This window comes from Streptococcus pseudopneumoniae (assembly GCF_001068775.1).
Taxonomy (GTDB): Bacteria; Bacillota; Bacilli; order Lactobacillales; family Streptococcaceae; genus Streptococcus; species Streptococcus pseudopneumoniae_N.
The window spans coordinates 1-21,587 of record NZ_JWAJ01000078.1 but is presented as its reverse complement, the minus strand read 5'-3'; the positions used below and the strand labels follow the sequence as shown (position 1 = coordinate 21,587).

At 36.3% G+C, this 21,587-nt stretch carries 24 protein-coding genes and 2 pseudogenes; 17 read left to right on the top strand and 9 right to left on the bottom strand.

The genetic code is table 11. The annotated features are described in order from the left end of the window. Positions 1 to 102: 102 nt before the first annotated feature. The 7 genes and pseudogenes from ADF68_RS03440 to ADF68_RS11685 all read left to right on the top strand — a co-directional run. A complete protein-coding gene (locus ADF68_RS03440) occupies positions 103 to 861 on the top strand; it encodes an ABC transporter ATP-binding protein (RefSeq protein WP_049548648.1) in 759 nt (252 codons plus the stop codon). Position 862: 1 nt separating this feature from the next. After that, a complete protein-coding gene (locus ADF68_RS03435; RefSeq protein WP_049548647.1) occupies positions 863 to 2,860 on the top strand; it encodes an ABC transporter permease in 1,998 nt (665 codons plus the stop codon). A gap of 220 nt (positions 2,861 to 3,080) precedes the next feature. Continuing rightward, positions 3,081 to 5,054: an ABC transporter permease gene (locus ADF68_RS03430; RefSeq protein WP_049548646.1), complete on the top strand. Its 1,974-nt coding sequence runs from the start codon at positions 3,081 to 3,083 to the stop codon at positions 5,052 to 5,054. Beyond that, the gene (locus ADF68_RS03425) at positions 5,051 to 5,674 is read left to right on the top strand and encodes an ATP-binding cassette domain-containing protein (protein ID WP_049548645.1); all 624 of its coding nucleotides are present in this window, start codon (positions 5,051 to 5,053) and stop codon (positions 5,672 to 5,674) included. Before ADF68_RS03430 ends, ADF68_RS03425 begins: the two co-directional genes overlap by 4 nt. Beyond that, complete coding sequence (locus ADF68_RS03420) at positions 5,671 to 6,171, top strand: hypothetical protein (protein ID WP_049548644.1); 501 nt, start codon at positions 5,671 to 5,673, stop codon at positions 6,169 to 6,171. Before ADF68_RS03425 ends, ADF68_RS03420 begins: the two co-directional genes overlap by 4 nt. A gap of 86 nt (positions 6,172 to 6,257) precedes the next feature. Next, a pseudogene (locus ADF68_RS10380) lies at positions 6,258 to 6,460 on the top strand (IS5/IS1182 family transposase); the annotation flags it as partial. A gap of 74 nt (positions 6,461 to 6,534) precedes the next feature. Beyond that, a pseudogene (locus ADF68_RS11685) lies at positions 6,535 to 6,775 on the top strand (IS5/IS1182 family transposase); the annotation flags it as partial. Here the strand turns inward: ADF68_RS11685 and ADF68_RS03415 are convergent. Next, positions 6,749 to 7,444, bottom strand: coding sequence for a VIT1/CCC1 transporter family protein (locus ADF68_RS03415; RefSeq protein ID WP_049548643.1), 696 nt, complete (start codon positions 7,442 to 7,444; stop codon positions 6,749 to 6,751). The pseudogene ADF68_RS11685 and the gene ADF68_RS03415 sit on opposite strands and share 27 nt — an antisense overlap. Positions 7,445 to 7,632: 188 nt before the next feature. On the opposite strand from ADF68_RS03415, the gene ADF68_RS03410 reads away from it, so the two are divergent. Both ADF68_RS03410 and radC read left to right on the top strand, forming a co-directional pair. Next, a complete protein-coding gene (locus ADF68_RS03410; protein ID WP_049548650.1) occupies positions 7,633 to 8,913 on the top strand; it encodes an O-acetylhomoserine aminocarboxypropyltransferase/cysteine synthase family protein in 1,281 nt (426 codons plus the stop codon). Between the two features lie 63 nt (positions 8,914 to 8,976). Continuing rightward, positions 8,977 to 9,657 carry a RadC family protein gene (gene radC, locus ADF68_RS03405; protein ID WP_049548642.1) on the top strand — a complete coding sequence of 227 codons (681 nt, stop codon included), beginning with the start codon at positions 8,977 to 8,979 and terminating at the stop codon, positions 9,655 to 9,657. 327 nt (positions 9,658 to 9,984) lie between these two features. Here the strand turns inward: radC and ADF68_RS11380 are convergent, their stop codons facing one another. The 8 genes from ADF68_RS11380 to ADF68_RS03365 form a co-directional block, all read right to left on the bottom strand. Next, entirely contained in the window at positions 9,985 to 10,173 is a 189-nt protein-coding gene (locus ADF68_RS11380; protein ID WP_239665530.1) for a hypothetical protein, read from the bottom strand. A 38-nt stretch (positions 10,174 to 10,211) separates the two neighbouring features. After that, on the bottom strand, positions 10,212 to 10,901 hold the full coding sequence (locus ADF68_RS03395; RefSeq protein ID WP_049548641.1) for a gamma-glutamyl-gamma-aminobutyrate hydrolase family protein: 690 nt from the start codon (positions 10,899 to 10,901) through the stop codon (positions 10,212 to 10,214). Between the two features lie 15 nt (positions 10,902 to 10,916). Further along, positions 10,917 to 11,558 (bottom strand): redox-sensing transcriptional repressor Rex, encoded by a 642-nt coding sequence (locus ADF68_RS03390; RefSeq protein WP_000660647.1) that lies wholly within the window; start codon positions 11,556 to 11,558, stop codon positions 10,917 to 10,919. An 81-nt stretch (positions 11,559 to 11,639) separates the two neighbouring features. Beyond that, positions 11,640 to 11,855, bottom strand: coding sequence for a DUF4649 family protein (locus tag ADF68_RS03385; protein ID WP_049548640.1), 216 nt, complete (start codon positions 11,853 to 11,855; stop codon positions 11,640 to 11,642). Positions 11,856 to 11,864: 9 nt separating this feature from the next. After that, positions 11,865 to 12,212 carry a DUF1831 domain-containing protein gene (locus tag ADF68_RS03380; protein ID WP_049526341.1) on the bottom strand — a complete coding sequence of 116 codons (348 nt, stop codon included), beginning with the start codon at positions 12,210 to 12,212 and terminating at the stop codon, positions 11,865 to 11,867. A gap of 4 nt (positions 12,213 to 12,216) precedes the next feature. Next, on the bottom strand, positions 12,217 to 13,332 hold the full coding sequence (locus ADF68_RS03375; RefSeq protein WP_049548639.1) for a cysteine desulfurase family protein: 1,116 nt from the start codon (positions 13,330 to 13,332) through the stop codon (positions 12,217 to 12,219). A gap of 15 nt (positions 13,333 to 13,347) precedes the next feature. Beyond that, on the bottom strand, positions 13,348 to 14,292 hold the full coding sequence (locus tag ADF68_RS03370; RefSeq protein WP_049526337.1) for a ribose-phosphate diphosphokinase: 945 nt from the start codon (positions 14,290 to 14,292) through the stop codon (positions 13,348 to 13,350). Positions 14,293 to 14,416: 124 nt separating this feature from the next. Next, positions 14,417 to 14,986: a CYTH domain-containing protein gene (locus tag ADF68_RS03365; RefSeq protein WP_049548638.1), complete on the bottom strand. Its 570-nt coding sequence runs from the start codon at positions 14,984 to 14,986 to the stop codon at positions 14,417 to 14,419. Positions 14,987 to 15,120: 134 nt separating this feature from the next. On the opposite strand from ADF68_RS03365, the gene ADF68_RS03360 reads away from it, so the two are divergent. The 8 genes from ADF68_RS03360 (at position 15,121) to ADF68_RS03330 (ending at position 21,375) form a co-directional block, all read left to right on the top strand. Then, entirely contained in the window at positions 15,121 to 15,792 is a 672-nt protein-coding gene (locus tag ADF68_RS03360; protein WP_049529686.1) for a GTP pyrophosphokinase, read from the top strand. Beyond that, complete coding sequence (locus ADF68_RS03355; RefSeq protein WP_049503348.1) at positions 15,776 to 16,594, top strand: NAD kinase; 819 nt, start codon at positions 15,776 to 15,778, stop codon at positions 16,592 to 16,594. Before ADF68_RS03360 ends, ADF68_RS03355 begins: the two co-directional genes overlap by 17 nt. Next, positions 16,591 to 17,490 (top strand): RluA family pseudouridine synthase, encoded by a 900-nt coding sequence (locus ADF68_RS03350; protein WP_049548637.1) that lies wholly within the window; start codon positions 16,591 to 16,593, stop codon positions 17,488 to 17,490. The genes ADF68_RS03355 and ADF68_RS03350 overlap by 4 nt, the downstream gene beginning before the upstream one ends. Positions 17,491 to 17,505: 15 nt before the next feature. Continuing rightward, positions 17,506 to 18,480 carry a phosphate acetyltransferase gene (gene pta / locus ADF68_RS03345; protein ID WP_049548636.1) on the top strand — a complete coding sequence of 325 codons (975 nt, stop codon included), beginning with the start codon at positions 17,506 to 17,508 and terminating at the stop codon, positions 18,478 to 18,480. 252 nt (positions 18,481 to 18,732) lie between these two features. Further along, complete coding sequence (locus ADF68_RS03340) at positions 18,733 to 19,425, top strand: YjjG family noncanonical pyrimidine nucleotidase (RefSeq protein ID WP_049548635.1); 693 nt, start codon at positions 18,733 to 18,735, stop codon at positions 19,423 to 19,425. A gap of 211 nt (positions 19,426 to 19,636) precedes the next feature. Beyond that, positions 19,637 to 19,759: a hypothetical protein gene (locus ADF68_RS11565; RefSeq protein WP_261674326.1), complete on the top strand. Its 123-nt coding sequence runs from the start codon at positions 19,637 to 19,639 to the stop codon at positions 19,757 to 19,759. Positions 19,760 to 19,810: 51 nt separating this feature from the next. Beyond that, positions 19,811 to 20,293 (top strand): YiiX/YebB-like N1pC/P60 family cysteine hydrolase, encoded by a 483-nt coding sequence (locus tag ADF68_RS03335; protein ID WP_053090648.1) that lies wholly within the window; start codon positions 19,811 to 19,813, stop codon positions 20,291 to 20,293. After that, on the top strand, positions 20,284 to 21,375 hold the full coding sequence (locus tag ADF68_RS03330) for a hypothetical protein (protein ID WP_239665529.1): 1,092 nt from the start codon (positions 20,284 to 20,286) through the stop codon (positions 21,373 to 21,375). The genes ADF68_RS03335 and ADF68_RS03330 overlap by 10 nt, the downstream gene beginning before the upstream one ends. Positions 21,376 to 21,587: the final 212 nt, after the last annotated feature.

Sequence of the window (21,587 nt, the reverse complement as noted above, 5' to 3'; positions counted from 1 at the left end):
ACAAGTAAGCCGAGTCCAAAGGATATCGAGCGAGTTCAAATCGGCATCGAAATGATGCAAGCTCAGTTTCAATTAATGGGATATTAAAAAGGAGAAGTTAAAATGACAGTATTAGATGTAAAACACGTTCAAAAGATTTATAAAACTCGCTTTCAAGGCAACCAAGTAGAAGCCCTGAAAGATATTCACTTTACAGTTGAAAAAGGCGACTACGTCGCTATCATGGGTGAGTCTGGTTCTGGGAAATCAACCCTACTCAATATTCTCGCCATGCTTGACAAACCAACTCGTGGTCAGGTCTTCCTAAATGGAACTGACACAGCTACCATTAAAAATACTGAAGCATCAAGCTTCCGTCGTGAAAAGTTAGGTTTTGTCTTCCAAGACTTCAATTTGTTAGATACGCTTTCTGTTAAAGACAATATCTTACTCCCTTTGGTATTGTCTAGAAAGCCTATAACAGAAATGATGAAAAAATTGGTCGTGACGGCCGAAAATCTTGGCATCAATCAATTGCAGGAGAAGTACCCTTATGAAATCTCTGGAGGGCAAAAACAAAGGGTAGCAGTTGCACGGGCTATCATCACAGAACCAGAAATTCTTCTTGCGGACGAGCCAACAGGTGCCCTAGACTCTAAATCGTCTGCAGCTCTCCTTGATATCTTTGATCAGATCAATGAACAAGGGCAAACCATTCTCATGGTGACCCACTCAACAGCTGCGGCCAGCCGTGCAAAACGTGTTCTTTTCATCAAGGACGGTATTCTCTATAATCAAATTTATCGAGGTGAAAAGACGGATCGTCAGATGTTCCAAGAAATCTCTGACACCTTGACTGTTATGGCAAGTGAGGTGAACTAGTATGTTTCGATTAACCAATAAGCTGGCCATATCCAACTTAATCAAAAACCGCAAACTCTATTATCCCTTTGCTTTGGCAGTCATTTTGGCAGTTACTATCAGCTATCTCTTTTACTCTCTGACCTTCAATCCCAAGATTGCGGAAATCCGTGGAGGATCCACCATTCAAACTACTCTAGGATTTGGTATGTTTGTCGTCACCCTTGCGTCAGCCATTATCGTCCTTTATGCCAATAGTTTTGTTATGAAAAATCGCTCAAAAGAACTGGGTGTCTATGGTATGTTGGGACTAGAAAAGTGCCATTTAATTGGTATGACCTTCAAGGAGCTCCTGATATTTGGTTTAGTAACAGTGACTTCTGGGATTGGCATTGGTGCCCTCTTTGACAATCTCATCTTTGCTATATTGCTTAAACTTGCAAAGATGAAGGTAGAGCTAGTCGCAACCTTTCAATGGTCCGTAGTCCTTTCAATTCTTCTAGTATTTGGTCTTATCTTTTTAGTCCTTGTGTTTCTAAATACCCTACGTATCATCCGTATGGATGCTCTGCAACTATCTCGTGAAAAAGTAGAAGGGGAGAAGAAGGGACGTTTCTTAGTCCTTCAAACTTTACTAGGACTAATTGCACTAGGTAGTGGCTACTATCTAGCACAAAGCGTAAAAGATCCAGTTTCAGCGACTGTTACTTTCTTTATAGCCGTCCTGTTGGTAATTGTTGCGACCTACCTCTTATTCAATGCGGGTATTACAGTTTTCTTACAGCTACTCAAGAAAAACAAAAGATATTACTACCAACCCAATAACCTCATCTCTGTTTCTAACCTTATCTTTCGTATGAAGAAAAACGCTGTCGGTTTAGCAACCATTACCATCCTTTCAACCATGGTTTTAATCACCATGTCTGCAGCAACCAGTATCTACAACGGTTCTGAAAATATAAAAAATATCATGTATCCTCATGATTTCGATGTTAAGGCTAAGGGAAATAATATTGAAGTTGAGAATTTAGACCAACTATTGACTCAATATGCCAGTGAAAAGAACTTGACGATTAGCAATAAAGACGTTCTTAGCTATGCTAGCTTTGGCCTTTCTAGTCAAGATGGAACTAAATTAACCATTATGACTAAAGAACAAATCACGGAATTACCTAAGACAGTTTTTCTAGTATTTGATCAAAAAGACTATGCAAAAATGACTGGACAAAAGCTTGATTTAACGGATAATGAAGTCGGACTGTGGGCTAAAAATGACCAACTAAAAGGTCAGAAATCATTTAGTCTTAACAGTCAGGAGTATAGTATCAAGCAAGAAATCCAGCAAGATTTTTTAGCTAACCATGTTTCCAATCTCTATATCCTTTTAGTTTCAGATTTTAACTACCTAGTTGTACCAGATCTTCAAAGCTTTTTGGATCAGTACCAAGATTCTGCTGTCTACACTCAGTTCTACGGTGGTATGGATGTCACCGCAAGTCTAGAGGAACAGTTAAAACTAGCTGATGATTTTGATGAGTATGTAAATAATTTTAGCCATAATCTCAAGAGTGAAGATGCTATGGTTTACGGGGGTAATGGTTCAAGTGATGCAATTGTCCAAATGAATGCTCTCTATGGAGGGGTTCTCTTTATCGGTATTTTCCTCTCTATCATCTTTATGATAGGTACTGTACTTGTTATCTACTATAAACAAATCTCAGAAGGTTATGAAGACCGTGAACGCTTTGTCATCCTGCAGAAGGTTGGTTTGGATCAAAAACAAATCAAGCAAACCATTAACAAGCAGGTCTTGACTGTCTTCTTCCTCCCTGTAATCTTTGCCTTCCTACACCTTGCTTTTGCCTATCACATGTTGAGTTTGATTCTCAAGGTTATTGGTGGTGTGGATACAGCTATGATGTTAAGTGTAACACTTTCCATTTGTGGTATCTTTGCTTTAGTCTATGTCCTAATCTTTATGATTACTTCAAGAAGTTATCGCAAGATTGTTCAAATATAATAAGAAGTGTTTGTCAAGGAATCATAGTATTAACCCCAACGAATATTTTGGGAACGTTAAAGTTCACGATAAAAAAGATTATTGATAGACATTTCAAGAAAAAATCTTGGAACGATGTTCGATTAAATGCATATTGGGATTATTATAGATTTTAAAAATAATTTATGAAAACAAGAGACCCAATTATAAGATGGAGTCTTTTGTAATATGGTAAGTGCCTATGAAATTAAAATTATGTATCATTGGATTTTTCTTTTGTTTGATCGCTGCAATTGGTCTGGTCACTATCAGCGATACCGAAACTCCTATACCTTTACCAATTGATGGTGCTTTTTCTATTCAAGGAAAAAGCAATCTTTCCAATAACGAAATTTACGAAATGATTCGTGACCTATCAAAAACGGAAAAAGTTACCATTTACAAGCCGATTGTTCAGAGTTCGGGTCAGTTGAAGTATGTAAATTTCGATGATGCAAACAATGAACAGTTAAAGTCAGTACCGATAATAGGGATGTATTACACCCTTGGGGAAATGGATGTAAACAGTTTGAAACCACTTACGATGACAGGACTGCAAACTGTATATATGACTTATCCTTGGTATATAGGAGGAATCTTACAATTCACTGGAACTTTAAGAATACTGTTAATGGGTTCCATTTACTTAACTTTATTAGTTGTTTTATTTGTTGTTAGGACGAGGCAGATTAAAGAAGGAGTGATACGACGGTCTTTGGGATTGCCTGTATACGACCTTAGAAGAGAGTATGTCATTTCTCTTATTTTTGAACTGATTATGATGGCTTTTTTGATGATTTTTTACAGTTCTTTTTTGGGAAATGGTTTCTTCACCTATAGTTCTAAGTTATTTTTCTCTCTGCTTTTAACGAATTTTATACTATTTCAAATCATTGATCTCATCACCTTTGTTTTATTTTGGTTGACGATTCAGATTGAAAAGCCCATTGAAATTATCAAAAACAAGGCCAAAAACAAGCTTATTTTTGTCGTATGGCTTGCCATTATTTCGATTATTATCGTTGTATCAGGAATTTTTTTACAAGAAACAAAGAGTAGCCAATCCAGTATTAACATACAGATACAGAATTTAGTACCATGGGACACAGTAAAAGACTGGAGAAGGATTGAGTTCCTTGGAATTGAAAATAACTCTGCTAAAAATGGAGAAGTAAGTGATTCGGATGGTCAGTATCTACAGATAGCTGCTTCCTTAAAAAACTTAGATTATTTATATATAGAACGATCCTCGGCCTATGTTCCAGATACATCTCATGCTTTAGAAGACTTTTCTAAACAATTAGAAAATGATGGAATAACGAACCCAGAAATAAATAAAGATCTGATTTATATCAATCAAACAGGTGCTAACCTACAAAATAAAGTGAATGGAACAAACTATCATCTTTTAGATAATAAGATAGCAACCATCTATATTCCTGAAAAATGGAAAGAAAACCAGAAATCTATTGAGAATACAGTTGTAGCAGAACAATTTATTGGAACAAACTATACAAAAGAAGAACTTGCAGTACAAATAATTCCTGATGGTGAAAAAATTTTTTATTTCAATGAGGATGCTGATGATAATCATAAAATGAAAGAGTTTTTACCGATCGCAAGTGTAGCAGATAGTAAAGATAATATTGTTGTTGTGTTAGATACGGACAAAATGATTGAAAATAACAAGTTTTCTTTGGCTAGTAATATAACAATTAAATCTCTTTTTAGTCCTGAGGCGGTAAAGAAAATAAATGAGATGGCTACCCAGTTGAATGTTTCAATGAATCCAGTAGATGTTTACCAAATTGTGAAGTTGAAGATCCAATCCTTAGAGCACCAAATTCTACTGTCACAAATCTTGCAGAAGATAATTTACAGTATTGTCTTTATACTCATTTATCAATATGTCCAACTTTATATTGCCCTAAAACAGAATGAATATGTGAAAAAAATCATTTTGGGTCTGTCAAAAACATCTATAGCAATTTCAAGCCTCAAGTATTTTATGATGGCTATTACAATGGTTATTCTATTTACATTTCTTATGACAGGGCAAATAGAGCTGCTATATATTGGTCTTACTTCTCTGCTGGTTTTGATATTGTCAATAATCATGAGTTTTAAAAAATTATCTGAAAGCTATACTAAAATTTTAAAAGGAGATGAAACATGACAATTGACCTTTTGAACGTTTCAAAAAGTTTTGGCTCAAAAAAGATCTTTACAGACTTAAATTTAACATTTGAATCTGGGAAAAGCTATGCATTGATTGGAGGTTCTGGCTCTGGTAAAAGTACTCTTCTTAATATTATAGGAAGATTAGAAAAAATTGATAGTGGGAACGTTTTAGTTGATAAACAGGATATTTGGAAGATAAAAGAAAGAACCTTCTTTAAAAATACTGTTGGATATGTATTTCAGAATTATTCTTTAATCGAAAACAAAACAGTATATGATAATCTGAAACTTATCACTAAAGACAAAAAAATAATAACTGATGTACTTGAAAAAGTAGGACTGTCGAGCGACTATTTACATCAAAAAATATATGAATTGTCTGGAGGGCAGGCTCAACGTGTAGCTATTGCCAGAATGTTAATGAAACCACGTAAAATTATCTTAGCAGATGAACCCACAGGAGCTTTAGATGGTGAGATTGGAAAAGAAATCATTCGTTTATTATTAAATGAAAGAGATGAAGACAAATATGTTATAATAGCGACGCATGATCCAGCTGTCTATAACAAAGTTGATGTGATCATTGATATGAAAGATATAGGGGATAATGTATGAAAAAGATAATTTATATTGCTTTGATCTTTGTAGCTGGGTTACTTGCCTTCTTCTTTTTTGGAAAACAAATGATCATAAAAGAAAATACCATTAAACCAACACTGGAGTTAACAGTTTATACGGTTTCTTCTGGTGATACAGAAAAATGGAATAAAGTGAGACAAGTAGAAACAGAAGAGGCCACATACTTCATAACTGTGAAAGAAGTAGCGTCTTCAGAAGAAGTATTTTCAAACATCATTGCAAATGGAGCTGCTTTTGGGTTCGGAGTTCGTGAAGAAGAAGTGAAGCAATTTAATAATAATTTAGGAGACACTATAGAGGACTCTAAGCATAATAAACTCATTGAAATAGAATTTTTTACTTTTTCTAATGCTGACGAGGGATTTGTAGTAGCAAATTTTGACTATGGTAAAGAAGAGTTGAATTCTCAGAAAAAAGATATAAAAGACTTATATAAAAAAATATATGAATCTTTTAAAGAAAAAAGTAAGTGATTGCGATTTATTTGCCTGTTTTGATAGAAAAAAGTCAATTTTTAATTCTAGTATCTTATCTTGATGATTGCGTCTTTAAGTTGGTAATGGTTACAGATTATAACATAAATCAGCTAAGTTTGGAAGTAATTCTGTTCTGTGATATTCTAACAACTCATGAATATTAAATGATTAGTTTATTTGTTGACAGTATCCCAAGTCAAATGTTTCTATAGGAAAATTCTCATACTGGTTACCCTAGATTTCATCCAACTATGCTTATGAAGATGCACTGTTCGCCTATGCTCTTTAAGTGTTCTATGGACATAAAATCGTTCAAATGAACCCTGAAAATGGTAGAGCATAGATTAATTGTTGCTTTGAAGAGTGCGTGTTAGAAACAAACAAGCAGTCGAAACAGAGATAGGATTCATCTTCATGACTATGAATCTCACAAAATTAGTCAAAAATCTAGCCTCTAAAATATCTATTGTTCAAAAAACCACACAGTATTTCTTTCTTCTTGATGGAATTCAAGACTGAAATCACTGTGTGGTTTTATTTTAAAGCTAGTTTTTGCTCAGCGTCAATTTTTAACTTAAATACTAAACAACTGACCCAATAGATAGGTAACTCCCATGGTCAAAAGACCGATACAAAGGTTACGAATCATAGCTGTTTTAGTTGGGGCTCTCCCGAGTTTGGCACTGGTGTAACCTGTAATCAATAGAGAAATCGCAACGATAAAAACAGTAGCAGGGATTCGATAGTCACTTGGAAAGATGGTAATGGAAAGCATTGGTGGTAAACTACCAAGAACAAAAGCGATGAAGCTAGATGCTGCAGCATGCCAAGGATTTGTAAACTCTTCATACTCGATTCCGTATTTTTCCTCAACTAAGGCTTTAAGTGGATTTTTAAGAAAAGCTTTATTGACTAAAAGTTGAGCTGAAGTTTCACACTCACCATTTTGAAGATAAGCAGCATAGAGAGATTTCTTTGCGGCTTCGATATCCTTATCCAAAAGTAATTGCTCACGGGCTACAGCGGCTTCCTCTGTGTCTTTTTGAGTGGATACTGAAACATATTCACCTCCAGCCATAGAGAAGGCACCCGCTAAGATGGCAGCCAAACCTGAAAGAAAGATTATCCAGATATTACTGGTTGCACTGGCAACCCCGATAACAACTCCAGCGATGGAAATGATCCCGTCATTGGCTCCGAGCACACCAGCACGTAAAATGTTTAAACGACCAGCGAAGTTTGAATCAATTTCATGTGTAATTTCTGACATAGTCTTCTCCTTTATATTCATTATAAAGTATAGGAATAGCGAATACAAACTTTTTAAACTATCTGAAAAAAGTTTTTCAATTCTAATAAATGCCATAGCTATTTCTTATCCTATATAATAAAGTTTTATTTGAAACTGACCGCCATAGATGATACAATTAATTTAATGAAATCTTTGGAGGTCTGATGATGACTCGTGAATTTAAATTTGAAACCCTACAATTGCATGCAGGACAAGTGGTAGATGCTACTACCAAGTCTCGTGCTGTCCCTATTTATCAAACAACATCTTTTGTATTTGAAGATACACAGGAGGGTGCAGACCTTTTTGCCCTTCAAAAAGCTGGAAATATCTATACTCGTATTACCAATCCAACAACTTCAGCCTTTGAAGAGCGTATTGCAGCGCTAGAAGGCGGAGTTGGTGCACTTGCCACAGCTTCTGGAATGGCAGCTCTTACTTATACTATCCTTGGACTTGCTCACGCAGGAGACCATATTGTTGCAGCTTCAACTATTTACGGTGGGACCTTTAACCTTTTGAAAGAAACCCTTCCCCGCTATGGAATCACCACAACTTTTGTTGATATTGACAATTTAGAAGAAGTGGAAGCAGCTATTAAAGATAATACCAAACTTGTTTTGATTGAAACTTTGGGTAATCCAGTTATCAACATTCCTGATATTGAAAAAATAGCTGAAATTGCTCATAAACATCAGATTCCTTTGGTCGCAGACAATACCTTTGCAACACCTTATCTTATCAATGTCTTTTCTCATGGTATAGACATTTCGGTTCACTCAGCAACTAAGTTTATCGGTGGTCATGGTACAACAATCGGTGGTGTTATCGTTGATAGTGGGAAGTTTGACTGGGCTGCTTCAGGGAAATTCCCTCAATTTGTCAATGAAGATACAAGCTACCATAATTTAAGCTACACTAGAGATGTAGGTGCAGCAGCCTTTATCGTTGCTGCTCGCGTGCAATTGCTTCGTGATATGGGAGCTGCCCTTTCACCATTTAACTCATTCTTACTCCTACAAGGACTTGAAACACTTTCTCTCCGTGTTGAACGCCATGTTCAAAATGCTGAAAAAATCGTTGATTTCCTTGTGAACCATCCAAAAGTTGAAAAAGTTAATTATCCAAAATTAGCCGATAGCCCTTACCATGCTTTGGCTGAAAAATACCTACCTAAAGGGGTCGGATCAATTTTTACCTTCCACGTTAAAGGTGGAGAAGCAGAAGCACGTAAAGTGATTGACAGCTTAGAAATCTTTTCAAACCTTGCCAATGTGGCAGATGCAAAATCATTGGTAGTTCATCCAGCAACTACAACTCATGCTCAGTTGTCTGATTCTGATTTAGAAGCAGCAGGCGTAGCTAAAAATCAAATCCGTCTTTCAATCGGTCTTGAAAATGTTGATGATTTGATTGAAGATTTGCGCCTTGCTCTTGAAAATATTTAAAAATAGATAAATTTTATCTGGTTTACCGTCCTTCTCACGAATAATAAAGTGAGGAGGATTTTTATGTATAGTATTTCATTTCAAGAAGATTCGCTCTTGCCAAGAGAACGCCTGGTGACAGAAGGAGTAGAAACTCTGAGTAATCAGGAATTATTGGCTATTTTGCTAAGAACGGGGACTCGTCAATCTACTGTTTTTGAAATCGCGCAAAAAGTATTGAATCAATTAAGTTGCTTAACTGATTTGAAAAAAATGACCCTGCAAGAATTACAGAGTTTATCAGGTATCGGTAGAGTGAAAGCTATTGAGTTGCAAGCCATGATTGAGCTGGGAAGTCGTATTCACAAACAAGAAACCATTGAGGCAGAGAGTATCCTCAGTAGTCAAAGGCTAGCTAAAAAGATGCAAGCTGAGCTAGGAGATAAAAAACAAGAGCACCTAGTGGCGCTCTATCTTAATACACAAAATCAAATTATTCATCAGCAAACCATTTTTATCGGCTCAGCTACTAGAAGTATTGCTGAACCACGGGAAATTCTCCACTATGCCTTAAAACATATGGCAACATCCGTGATTCTGGTTCATAATCATCCATCTGGTGCTGTTATGCCTAGTAGAAATGATAATCAGGTTACGAAACTTGTTAAAGAAGCCTGCGAATTAATGGGTTTGGTCTTATTAGATCATCTAATTGTCTCGCATTCTGATTACTTTAGTTACCGCGAGAAGACGGACTTGATATAAGATTATTCATTATAGTTTAGAGCTCCTTGCTCAATTGCTTGTTTAGCATAGGATTCTACTTGAGTCATATCGATAACAGGAAGAGGATCTATTGTAGGCACAAGCAATTTTTCTTGTACAATGAATTCAACAATCGAGTTGAATTCTTCTATTTTATAATATCTTATTGGACGGATGAAGATATTTTTGCCAAAGACAAAACTGGAGCGAAATTTACCTTTTAGTCTTGCATCTGCCTTTTTACAAAATGGTCTAGCCTTCTTAGACAGTTCTTTTAGACGTTTTTGTTTTTCTTTTTGAGGTAATTTATCGAAGTTCTCTTTATCCTTAGAAAAAAGCTTGATAACTTTCTGCCATTAGTAGTCTATAAATATTTTGAAGTTCAAAGTAAACATCAATTTTCTTCTCCTGAAAAGACAAGAAAACATCGTCTCTCTTCTCCTTAACAGAAGAGAAAACAGTAGCATCTATATCTTTAAAAAGCTCATGAGTAGAAGGGATTATAATGTTATTCATGATTTACCAACTTGTTGCAGTTATAGCAAGTTTTTGATTTAAAGTTCATTGACGACATAGTCGAAAAGTTTTTTATCTTTGGGGCGATTTTCAAAAAGAAATTCCGGATGCCATTGAACACCGAGGTAAGGGAAATCATCAGTAGTTGTGACAGCTTCAATAATACCATCTTTAGGATCATGAGCGACAACCTCTAGATTTGAAGCTAAATCCTTAATGCTCTGATGGTGGAAAGAGTTGATATGAGAGATTTCTCCATAGATTTCTCGAAGAATAGTATCAGGCTCAGTGACTAAACGTTGCGTTGTGTACTCAGCTGAAGTATCCTGCCAATGATCTTCAATGTCTTGATAAAGAGTCCCTCCCATAGCCACATTAAAGAGTTGAGTGCCTCGACAAACAGAAAAAATGGGTTTCTTCTGTTTGATAGCTTCTTTTATCAGAGCTAGCTCAAAAATGTCTCTCTGAAGGTGATAGTCATCACTATCGATCGTTTTAGGCTCACCGTAGAACTTTGGATCGACATTCTGTCCACCAGTTAAAATGAGTTTATCAATCAAGCCAATGTAGTAACTGGCCATTTCTTGATCACCAATTGGTAGGATAATGGGAATTCCACCAGCTTCCTTGACTCCTTCAACAAAGCCCTTTGCAGCATAGCTCATCATTAGCTCATCATCGGGATGAGCTTTTTCGTTTCCTGTAATCCCAATAACTGGTTTTTTCATAAATGCTTTCGCTTTCTAATCCTCTTTTCTCATGAAATAGAGGAGAGTTTGCAATTCACTAGTTAAATCTACATACTGAGCTACCACATCTTTTGGTAGTTGGAGATGAACAGGTGAAAAGCTTAAAATTCCTTTAATACCTGCTTCGACAAGGAGATTAGCTACTTCCTGTGACTTGACACTCGGAACAGTTAAGATTGCAGTTTTAACATCTGCATTCTTTATTTTATCCTTGATTTGGGAAATTCCATAAATTGGGATTCCATCAGGAGTTTTCGTCCCAACTTCAGGATGATCGTCCAAATCAAAAGCCATGATGATTTTCATTTTGTTTCGTTCATGGAAACGGTAGTGGAGGAGGGCATGTCCCATATTTCCAATACCTACCAACATAACATTGGTAATAGAATTATCATTTAAAAGATCAGCAAAAAACGTCATTAGTTTTTTGACATCGTAGCCAAATCCACGGCGACCCAGTTCACCAAAGTAGGAAAAATCTCGTCTAACGGTAGCAGAATCAATACCAATGGCCTCGGCAATTTGTTTTGAGTTGGCTCTTTCAATTTTTTCTGCATGAAATCTTTTAAAGATACGATAATAAAGAGAAAGTCTCTTTGCTGTTGCTTTTGGAATAGCAGACTGTTTTTCTTTCACAAAATCACAACCTTTCTAAATACTATTTTATAGAAAGATTGTGAAAAAATCAACAAAAACAAGAAAAAACTAAGAAAAATCTTAGCTTATCTTCGTAAAATCATAGTGAGATAGAAAACGATAGAGATTTCCCAGAAGCCCCTGATAGATTTCCTTTCCATTATAGGTCAGAGAAGTAATGACAGTAGTATCTGGAAGAGTCACACAGCCTGAAAGTGATAGCATGAGTGCTTCATAATCTTCGTATTCTAAAATGCGATCGACTTGATAGGTGTCTTTGTAAGTTAATCGAAACATGATTGCCTTCTATCTTTCGCTTTTAGTAAAGACATCACGTTCAACAAGACTATCCATCAAGAAGTAAAATTTCTCTTGGTGGATATGAGTTTCTTCTGACTTAAAGATATCGACCAAACGTAGACCAAATTTATCAGTGATGTTGATTTTTGCACCAGTTAAGTCTTTGTTGATGATAATCTTAAGTTGGAAACCTTCCCCACTATTTGGAACTTTTTCAAGAAGACGTGTTAGTTCATAGTTACCAACCTTAGTTTCAAAAAAAGTGTTATCTTTTAGAGTGAACTTTTTGACGGTTGGGCTAAGTGTGTAATCATAACGGCAATTTTTAAGACTAATGGTTTTTTCGAATGCCATTGAGTTAACCTCCAATGATTTCTTTTAGAGTTTGTGCGAGAGTGATTATTTCTTGCTCTGTATTTTGAGGTGAAATGCTGACGCGAACAGATTCGTGTAAGCGAGGGGATTCTTCACCGTAGAAAGCCTGAAGAACATGACTAACCTGAACGACACCTGCAGTACAAGCAGAGCCAGTTGAAATAGAAATACCTTCAAGATCTAGACGAAGGAGTAGTAGATCATTACGTTGACCTGGGAATCCAATATTAAGGACATAAGGTAGCTGGTCTTTCCCTTGATTGAGATAATAGTCTGTGTCAGCCATTTCCTTTAAGAATGTTTCTTTTAGTTTTTGAACCTTTTTAAAGTTTTGTTCTTGGTTTTCAAGATCATCCTTTAGAGCTGCTACCATTCCCACAATGGCAGGAAGATTTTCTGTTCCTGCTCTTTTTTTCTGCTCTTGATCGCCACCATGAAGGTAGGGGTCAAAATCTGTAGATGCAGCATAGAGAAAACCAACTCCTTTTGGACCATAAAATTTGTGTGCAGAAGCGCTAAGAAAATCAATTCCCAATTTTTCGGGAAGAATCTCTAATTTACCAACTGCCTGAACCGCATCGACATGATAGACGGCTGGATGATTTTTTAGAACTTCACCAATTTCAGCAATAGGTAAAAGTGTACCAGTTTCATTGTTTGCAAACATAGTAGAAACAAAAATGGTATCTTCACGCAGTGCATTTTTGACCTGGTCTGCAGTAATTTCTTGATTTTCAGGCTGTAAAATAGTCACTTCAAAACCGAAATTTTCAACCAAGTATTTGATGGGTTCTAGAACAGCATGGTGCTCAATCGCAGTAGTGATAATGTGCTTTCCACGATTTTGGTGGCGAAGGCAGTAGCCGATGATAGCAGTATTATTGCTTTCAGTACCACCAGTGGTAAAGACTATATGTTGTGGCTTTGTTCCTAGTAAACTTGCTAGTTCTTGACGAGCTTCTCGTAATACTTTACCTGCTTGGCGCCCATGGCCATGAATACTAGAAGGGTTGCCATAAGTTTCTTGCATGACTTGAGTCATTGCTGAGATAGCTACTGAAGACATCGGAGTCGTTGCAGCATTATCCAAATATATCAAAAACTCACCTAATTTCTATTTAAATAGTGGACTAACTGGTTTTCTTTCATGAATTCGAACCATAGCATCACCAATCAATTCGCTAGCAGTGATATATTGTACGTTTTTAGGTTTTCTACTTTCTGTCAATACAGAATCTGTAACCAGAATTTCCTTGATATTAGTTGCATCTAACAACTCCGCAGCACCATTAACGAATAATCCATGACTGGATACAGCGTAGATTTCAGTAGCACCATCGCGTTCCAAAATTTTAGCAGCTTCAGAGAAGGTGCGGCCAGTGTTCAGAATGTCATCGATCAAGATTGCCTTTTTACCTTCGACATCTCCGATGATGTAACCTTGACTGCGTTCAGAATCATCTTGTGCATAATCAATGATGGCAATTGGAGCATCAAGATATTCAGCAAGACTACGAGCACGTTTTACACCAGAGTTTTTAGGACTAACAACAACCACATCGGAACCAGTCAAACCTTTATCGCAGTAATGTTTTGCAAAAAGTGGGATAGTATAGAGGTTATCTACAGGAATGTCAAAGAATCCTTGAACCTGAACGGCATGGAGGTCAAGAGTCAATACACGACTAACTCCTGCTTTCACCAACATATTTGCAACCAGTTTTGCAGTAAGTGGTTCGCGCGAAGAAGCGATACGGTCTTGGCGAGCGTAGCCGAAGTATGGAAGTACAACGTTAATGGTATTAGCACTAGCACGAACACAAGCATCAACCATAATCAAGAGTTCCATCAAGTGGTTATTTACTGGATAACTAGTTGATTGGATGATATAAACATCATATCCACGAACACTTTCTTCGATGTTAACTTGGATTTCACCATCTGAAAATTGGCGTGAAGATACTTTTCCAAGTGGAACACCTGCAGCATCTGCGATTCTTTGAGCAATTTCCTGGTTGGAAGATAGTGCGAAAAGTTTCATGTTTTTTGTATCTGACATCGATAAACCGTCCTCTTTAAACTAAGTGAATCGCTGTAGTAAAACACTTTTAGTGATAAATGCTCTCTACAACAGATTCTATTATTTTTCATCCCTTTTATTTTATCAAAAAAAGAAGATTATTTCAGTATTTTTTCATATTTTCTATAAAACGAACCAATTTCGAAGGAGCTTTTTTGTAATGGATTTCATTGACTTGTAAAAATTCTTGGAAATCAAGGCTACCTTGCTTACCATCTTCTACTTCTAATTCAAGCTCATAGTCAACAATATCAAAGTATTCGCTTTGATCAAGAGCCATGAGTCCGATAGGAGTTTCCTTTTCGTAACGAACAGTAGTTAGGCAACCTAAAACTACCCAGCCACTGGTTGAAAGTCCACGGCTAGTCAATTCGTCAGAAATCATTCCTTGTGGAAGTTTACATTCTTTAAGACAATGGTTTGCTTCCTCAAGGCTTAGATCTTGATTGTACTCCATATTTCCAACTTTTTGTGGAATTTTTATGGTCAATTCAGCGCTATTTTCAAAAGTACGAATGCGCATAGCAATTTTATGCTTACGAAGGTAAAAATCAGGCGTGTCTAGGTAGTAATTTTTTTGTGTAATAGGTGTGACTCCTGAAAAGTGAGTTTGTAATTTTTTATATTCATCCTGGTTTAGGAGTGTTTTCATTTCAATTTCTAAATGTTTCATTTTTTTTACTTTTTCCTTATCTTTGAAAGCGATTGTATGGTATAATAAGCATTGTATTTATTGTATAAGATTTTTCCTCGAAAATCAAAAACTAGATAAATCGAAGTTTATAGAGGATTGGATAAAAAAGATATATGATTACAGAATGGGAAGAATTTTTAGATCCTTACATTCAGGCTGTCGGAGAGCTGAAGATAAAACTCCGAGGTATTCGAAAACAATACCGCAAACAAAATAAACATTCTCCAATTGAGTTTGTAACTGGTCGGGTCAAACCGATTGAAAGTATTAAAGAAAAAATGGCTCGTCGAGGGATTGGGTATGATACGCTGGAACAGGACTTGCAAGATATTGCAGGTTTACGTGTCATGGTTCAATTTGTAGATGACGTGAGCGAAGTTGTTGCTATTCTTCGTAAGAGGCAAGACATGAGAGTTGTCCAAGAACGTGACTACATCACTCATCGAAAGGCTTCAGGCTATCGTTCTTACCATTTGATTATTGAGTATACTGTTGACACAATCAAGGGGGCAAGAACGATTCTGGTGGAGATTCAGATTCGTACCTTGGCTATGAATTTCTGGGCTACCATCGAGCATTCGCTTAATTATAAATATCAAGGAGATTTTCCAGAAGAAATTAAGAAACGTTTGGAAATTACAGCAAGGATATCCCACCAATTGGATGAAGAAATGAGCAAAATTCGTGATGATATCCAAGAAGCACAGGCACTCTTTGATCCACTGCATAGAAAGTTAAATGACGGGGTAGGTAATAGTGACGATACCGATGAAGAATACAGGTAAACGAATTGATCTAATTGCTAACCGCAAACCTCAAAGTCAAAGAGTCTTATACGAATTAAGAGATCGACTTAAGAAAAATAACTTTATATTAAACGACAAAAATCCAGATATTGTGATTTCAATTGGTGGAGATGGTATGCTCTTGTCTGCCTTTCACAAGTATGAAGACCAGCTGGATAAGGTTCGATTTGTGGGAGTTCACACAGGTCATTTAGGCTTTTATACGGACTATCGTGATTTCGAACTGGATCAATTGGTTACTAATTTACAGTTGGATACTGGAGCTCGAGTATCATATCCGATTTTAAATGTAAAGATTTTTCTGGAAAATGGTGAAGTGAAGATTTTCCGTGCCTTGAACGAAGCTAGTATTCGGAGAACTGATCGAACCATGGTAGTAGATGTTGTTATCAATCATGTACCGTTTGAACGCTTCCGAGGGGATGGTTTGACCATCTCAACTCCGACTGGAAGTACAGCCTATAATAAATCTCTTGGTGGTGCTGTTTTACATCCTACCATTGAGGCCCTTCAATTGACAGAAATTGCGAGTCTCAATAATCGTGTCTTCAGAACTTTAGGTTCTTCTATCATTGTGCCTAAAAAGGATAAGATAGAATTGATACCAACTCGTAATGACTATCATACGATCTCGGTTGATAATAGCATTTATTCTTACCGTAATATTGAAAGAATAGAATACCAAATAGATCATCACAAGATCCACTTTGTCGCGACTCCAAGACATACCAGTTTTTGGAATCGTGTCAAGGATGCCTTTATTGGTGAGGTGGATGAATGAGATTTGAGTTCATTGCTGACGAACACGTCAAGGTAAAGACCTTTTTGAAAAAGCATGAAGTTTCTAAAGGTTTGCTTGCCAAAATCAAGTTTCGAGGCGGAGATATTCGCGTAAACGGTCATCCACAAAATGCAACCTATCTCTTAGATATTGGGGATTTGGTTGTCATCGATATTCCTCCTGAGGAAGGTTTCGAGACACTGGAAGCAATAGATTATCCACTGGATATTCTGTTTGAAGATGATCATTTCTTGATTTTAAACAAACCCTTTGGTGTGGCCTCGATTCCTAGTGTCAATCATTCCAATACCATCGCTAACTTTATCAAGGGCTATTATGTGAATCAGAACTACGAAAATCAACAGGTCCACATTGTAACCAGACTAGATCGAGATACTTCGGGCCTCATGCTTTTTGCTAAACACGGGTATGCCCATGCTAGACTAGACAAACAGTTGCAGAAGAAAGCTATTGAAAAGCGTTATTTTGCTTTAGTTAAAGGAGATGGGTTTCTGGAACCTCAAGGTGAGATTATTGCCCCGATTGCCCGTGATGAAGATTCCATTATCACTAGACGAGTTGCAAAAGGTGGTAAGTATGCCCATACTTCCTATCGTATAGTGGAGTCTTATGGCAATATTCATCTAGTTGATATTCGACTGCATACAGGAAGGACACACCAGATACGTGTCCATTTCTCCCATATCGGTTTCCCTTTGCTTGGTGATGACCTCTATGGTGGTAGTCTTGAACATGGCATAGAGCGTCAAGCTCTGCATTGCCATTACTTATCGTTTTATCATCCTTTTCTTGAAGAGCAGTTGGAGATGGAAAGTCCACTGCCGGATGATTTCAACACCCTTATTACTCAGTTATCAAATAATAATTTATCTTAAAAGGAGTAAAAACTCATGGAAGTTTTTGAAAGTTTAAAAGCCAACCTAGTTGGTAAAAATGCACGTATTGTCTTGCCTGAAGGTGAAGAACCACGTATTCTTCAAGCAACAAAACGCATCGTAAAAGAAACAGAAGTTATCCCTGTCCTGCTAGGAAACCCTGACAAAATTAAAATCTATCTTGAAATCGAAGGAATTATGGATGGTTATGAAGTGATTGATCCTGCACATTATCCTCAATTTGAAGACATGGTGGCATCACTTGTAGAACGTCGTAAAGGAAAAATGACTGAAGAAGAAGCTCGTGAAATCTTGGTTAAAGACGTGAACTATTTTGGTGTTATGTTGGTATACATGGGCTTGGTAGATGGAATGGTTTCGGGAGCTATTCACTCTACTGCGGCAACTGTTCGTCCAGCCCTTCAAATCATTAAAACACGCCCAAATGTTAGTCGTACTTCAGGTGCCTTCCTTATGGTTCGTGGCACTGAGCGTTACCTATTTGGTGACTGTGCCATCAATATCAATCCTGATGCTGAAGCATTGGCAGAGATTGCGATTAACTCTGCCATCACAGCTAAGATGTTCGGTATCGAACCAAAAATTGCGATGCTAAGCTATTCAACTAAAGGTTCTGGTTTTGGTGAAAGCGTAGATAAAGTTGTTGAAGCAACTAAGATTGCTCATGATCTTCGTCCTGACCTTGAAATTGATGGGGAATTGCAATTTGATGCTGCCTTCGTTCCAGAAACAGCTGCTCTTAAGGCACCAGGAAGCAAGGTTGCTGGACAAGCAAACGTCTTTATCTTCCCAGGTATTGAAGCAGGGAATATTGGTTACAAGATGGCAGAACGTCTCGGTGGATTTGCAGCGGTTGGTCCAGTATTGCAAGGTTTGAACAAACCAGTTAATGACCTTTCTCGTGGATGTAATTCAGACGACGTCTTCAAACTTACTCTTATCACAGCAGCCCAAGCTGTACACCAATAAAATACAAGATAGCTCCTTTTCTCTTAAAGGAGCTTTTCAAGTAGGAAGAATTCAAACTGGTTATTAAAAGGTGATAGGAATATCGGCTTTTGTTAATACTCGGTGAAGTTTATAGATAAAACCTATAGATACCCAAAGACCTAGTTGGGACCATAGTCAATACTGCCAGTTCTATAGAAATTAGCTCATGCAATCTTTTGAATGACTATTTATTTTTTTACTCACTTAATGTTCAGAAAGGAGCATTTAGATTTGAAATATAAGTATTTACTCTTCGACCTCGACCACACACTACTCGATTTTGATGCTGCCGAGGATATAGCTCTGACTCAACTCTTGGAAGAAGAAGGAGTAGTGGATATACAAGCCTATAAAGATTACTATGTACCAATGAACAAGGCTCTTTGGAAGGATTTGGAACAGAAAAAAATTACAAAGGCTGAGTTAATTAACACACGTTTTGCAAAATTGTTTGCTCACTTTGGCATTGAAAAAGATGGGGCTTACTTAGCAGAGCGCTACCAGTTTTTCCTATCAAAACAGGGGCAGACTTTCCCAGGTGTCGAAGATTTATTAAAAAAATTGATAAGTAAGGGCTATGAACTCTATGCTGCGACAAATGGAATCACCTATATTCAGACAGGTCGTTTGGAACAATCTGGAATCGCACCATATTTCAAGGAAATTTTCATATCAGAACAACTCCATACCCAAAAACCAGATGCTGAATTTTATGAAAAAATTGGAGCTCGTATCCCTAATTTTGATAAAAATCAGACCCTTATGATTGGTGATTCTTTGTCAGCTGATATTCAAGGTGGAAATAATGCTGGCATCGATACCATCTGGTACAATCCTCATCATCTGGAAAATAAGAGCTTAGCCCAGCCAACTTATGAAGTCGACTCTTATCAGGCTCTGCTTGATTGCTTGGTGCTCCTTTAAAAATTACAAAATATAAAAGATTCTGTTCTGTAAAACATGGAGTTCAAGGATTTTTTGAAAACGTTTTAAATCTTTTGACAAATTATTTTTTTTAGGTATAATAAAATTGTACACAGATAAAAAATAAACAGAAAGAAGGAGATTGACATGGACAGTTGAGTTGTTTATGATAAGTAATTCCAATAGTTGTGATTTATTTAGGAGAAAAAATATGAGCAAATTAACTAAAAAATTAAGTATAGGTATCATTTTTTTGTCATTATGTGGTTTTAACGAATATGTCTACGCTATGGAGGAATCTATAGATAAAAATGAAATGAGAGTTTGGGAATAATCTGTTTTAGAAGATATAAATTCTGAAACTCCCAGAGGTGACTGGAAAACAATGGACAGAGCTGCACATGGAGGATGTACATGGAGAGATGGTGTTATTTGTATAACTGATTCATATGCGGTAACTCCTCATTTTAACAATGGGTATGCTGGAATTGTAGCAGCTGACCCTTACTATTATGCAACGATTGAATCTAATTCAGGATCAGGGGTTCAAGTTGTATATGGGAATTGGACAAGTCGGTTTAGTGGTAGTACTGTTTATCAAATAGGGGTTAAAAAAACAAGTATTCGAGATGATCAAAAAGTTGCATATTGGGCTGCTAGACAAATCGGAAAACCTTATAACTATGAATTTTTCAATATTAATACTAGAAGTAAATTTTATTGTTCTCAGTTAGTTTGGGCAGGGTATAAAGATGTAACAGGAGTAGATATTGGTACTTGGGATTGGGGTTCTGCTATCCATCCGTTTGAGCTACTTAAATCGAGAGAAACGATATTAATATATAGGAGCAAATCAGTATGGTATTGAAAAGAAATAAAAGAGCCATAAACTTCATGTTGATGTTAATAAGTGCTTGTTTCTGCCTTATTTGTCTAAGTGCCTGCCAGTCAAATAAGTTAAATTCAGTAGATGATTATAAAATGGCTATCTGGGATAGCGATAAAATAGCTGTCTTTGATGATTATGATTTAAATGAGTTCAAGGATAATATAGCGAGAAAAGAAAAATATATCTATTGGGCAGAAAGTTTTTCGGAAGCAGGATCCTATTCAACTGCAAAAACAAAAGACACACCTGCTCTAAAAAGATATGTATCTAGAATTAATAAGGAAAATTTAAGTGAAACGTTTAAATTAGCAGAAGGAAATGATGCATACGCATCTATAACAGATGGGGATTATTTATATGCGACTGCTGTCTTTACAGATAGAATTGAATTTTATAAATATGATAATAATTTAGAGGTTGTCACTAATGTTACCGTGAAAAATGATGGTCAGCTGAATGCCAGTCAACAGTTTGTTATTGTAGATGATTATTTATACTTACTTGTAACCACATTGGATTTGTCTACTCAAGTTCCTAATGCCGAAATTTGGAAAATGGATAAAGAATTCAACATCGTCGAAAAATATAATCTGGACGAAACATCAGCATATATGAGAATGGTTAATGTAGATGATGTCTTGTATATTGTGGAAGCACTTAGTGGGCGTAATTCTGATGGAGAATATAAGTCAGGAAATAAATTATTGGTTTTTGATTTAAAGAGTCAAAACAAGAATTATATCGATATTCCTGAAAAGTATCCAACAAATATTCACTATGATGCTAAAAATAATCAATTGATTATAGAGAATGAGGGATTGTATAATGGCGAATTTTCCTTTACTACAGTCAATCTAGACAATTTAGAAAAAGATATTATTCATTTAGAAGGCTTTAGTACAGAGCAATATATTGCACCATATTTTACATTTAAAGACAACATCTATTATTTTTTATTTAATGATTCTCTGGTAAAATATGATATTACTGATAAAAATCAAACGATTATTAATCTAGAAAAATATAAAATAAGAGATGCTCATTATATGATTGTTAAATAGTTTCTTTATTGAGTGATCTCCAAAATTTAATCTTAAGGATGTGCTTAAGCGTAGTCCTACCAATCTCCCCTTGGGTCGAGCTAAGGGGAGATTTGATTTAGTTTTTTTACAGGAGATTTAAAAAATTTTGCAAGGAAGAGATTTGAAAATATAGTAGATTGAACTTAGAATAGTACGCTACGAATTCTAAAACATTTTTAAAAATTATTTTG

Bases quoted from the DNA above. Each gene is read 5' to 3' on its own strand.
- ADF68_RS03425 (WP_049548645.1), top strand. From the start codon at position 5,051: ATGACAATTGACCTTTTGAACGTTTCAAAAAGTTTTGGCTCAAAAAAG.
- ADF68_RS03410 (WP_049548650.1), top strand. From the start codon at position 7,633: ATGACTCGTGAATTTAAATTTGAAACCCTACAATTGCATGCAGGACAA.
- ADF68_RS03435 (WP_049548647.1), top strand. From the start codon at position 863: ATGTTTCGATTAACCAATAAGCTGGCCATATCCAACTTAATCAAAAAC.
- ADF68_RS03365 (WP_049548638.1), bottom strand. From the start codon at position 14,986: ATGAAACATTTAGAAATTGAAATGAAAACACTCCTAAACCAGGATGAA.
- ADF68_RS03385 (WP_049548640.1), bottom strand. From the start codon at position 11,855: ATGTTTCGATTAACTTACAAAGACACCTATCAAGTCGATCGCATTTTA.
- ADF68_RS11380 (WP_239665530.1), bottom strand. From the start codon at position 10,173: ATGAATAACATTATAATCCCTTCTACTCATGAGCTTTTTAAAGATATA.
- ADF68_RS03430 (WP_049548646.1), top strand. From the start codon at position 3,081: ATGAAATTAAAATTATGTATCATTGGATTTTTCTTTTGTTTGATCGCT.
- pta (WP_049548636.1), top strand. From the start codon at position 17,506: ATGGAAGTTTTTGAAAGTTTAAAAGCCAACCTAGTTGGTAAAAATGCA.
- ADF68_RS03370 (WP_049526337.1), bottom strand. From the start codon at position 14,292: ATGTCAGATACAAAAAACATGAAACTTTTCGCACTATCTTCCAACCAG.
- ADF68_RS03360 (WP_049529686.1), top strand. From the start codon at position 15,121: ATGATTACAGAATGGGAAGAATTTTTAGATCCTTACATTCAGGCTGTC.
- ADF68_RS03395 (WP_049548641.1), bottom strand. From the start codon at position 10,901: ATGAAAAAACCAGTTATTGGGATTACAGGAAACGAAAAAGCTCATCCC.
- ADF68_RS03335 (WP_053090648.1), top strand. From the start codon at position 19,811: ATGGACAGAGCTGCACATGGAGGATGTACATGGAGAGATGGTGTTATT.
- ADF68_RS03440 (WP_049548648.1), top strand. From the start codon at position 103: ATGACAGTATTAGATGTAAAACACGTTCAAAAGATTTATAAAACTCGC.
- ADF68_RS11565 (WP_261674326.1), top strand. From the start codon at position 19,637: ATGAGCAAATTAACTAAAAAATTAAGTATAGGTATCATTTTTTTGTCA.
- ADF68_RS03350 (WP_049548637.1), top strand. From the start codon at position 16,591: ATGAGATTTGAGTTCATTGCTGACGAACACGTCAAGGTAAAGACCTTT.
- ADF68_RS03355 (WP_049503348.1), top strand. From the start codon at position 15,776: ATGAAGAATACAGGTAAACGAATTGATCTAATTGCTAACCGCAAACCT.
- radC (WP_049548642.1), top strand. From the start codon at position 8,977: ATGTATAGTATTTCATTTCAAGAAGATTCGCTCTTGCCAAGAGAACGC.
- ADF68_RS03415 (WP_049548643.1), bottom strand. From the start codon at position 7,444: ATGTCAGAAATTACACATGAAATTGATTCAAACTTCGCTGGTCGTTTA.
- ADF68_RS03380 (WP_049526341.1), bottom strand. From the start codon at position 12,212: ATGGCATTCGAAAAAACCATTAGTCTTAAAAATTGCCGTTATGATTAC.
- ADF68_RS03420 (WP_049548644.1), top strand. From the start codon at position 5,671: ATGAAAAAGATAATTTATATTGCTTTGATCTTTGTAGCTGGGTTACTT.
- ADF68_RS03330 (WP_239665529.1), top strand. From the start codon at position 20,284: ATGGTATTGAAAAGAAATAAAAGAGCCATAAACTTCATGTTGATGTTA.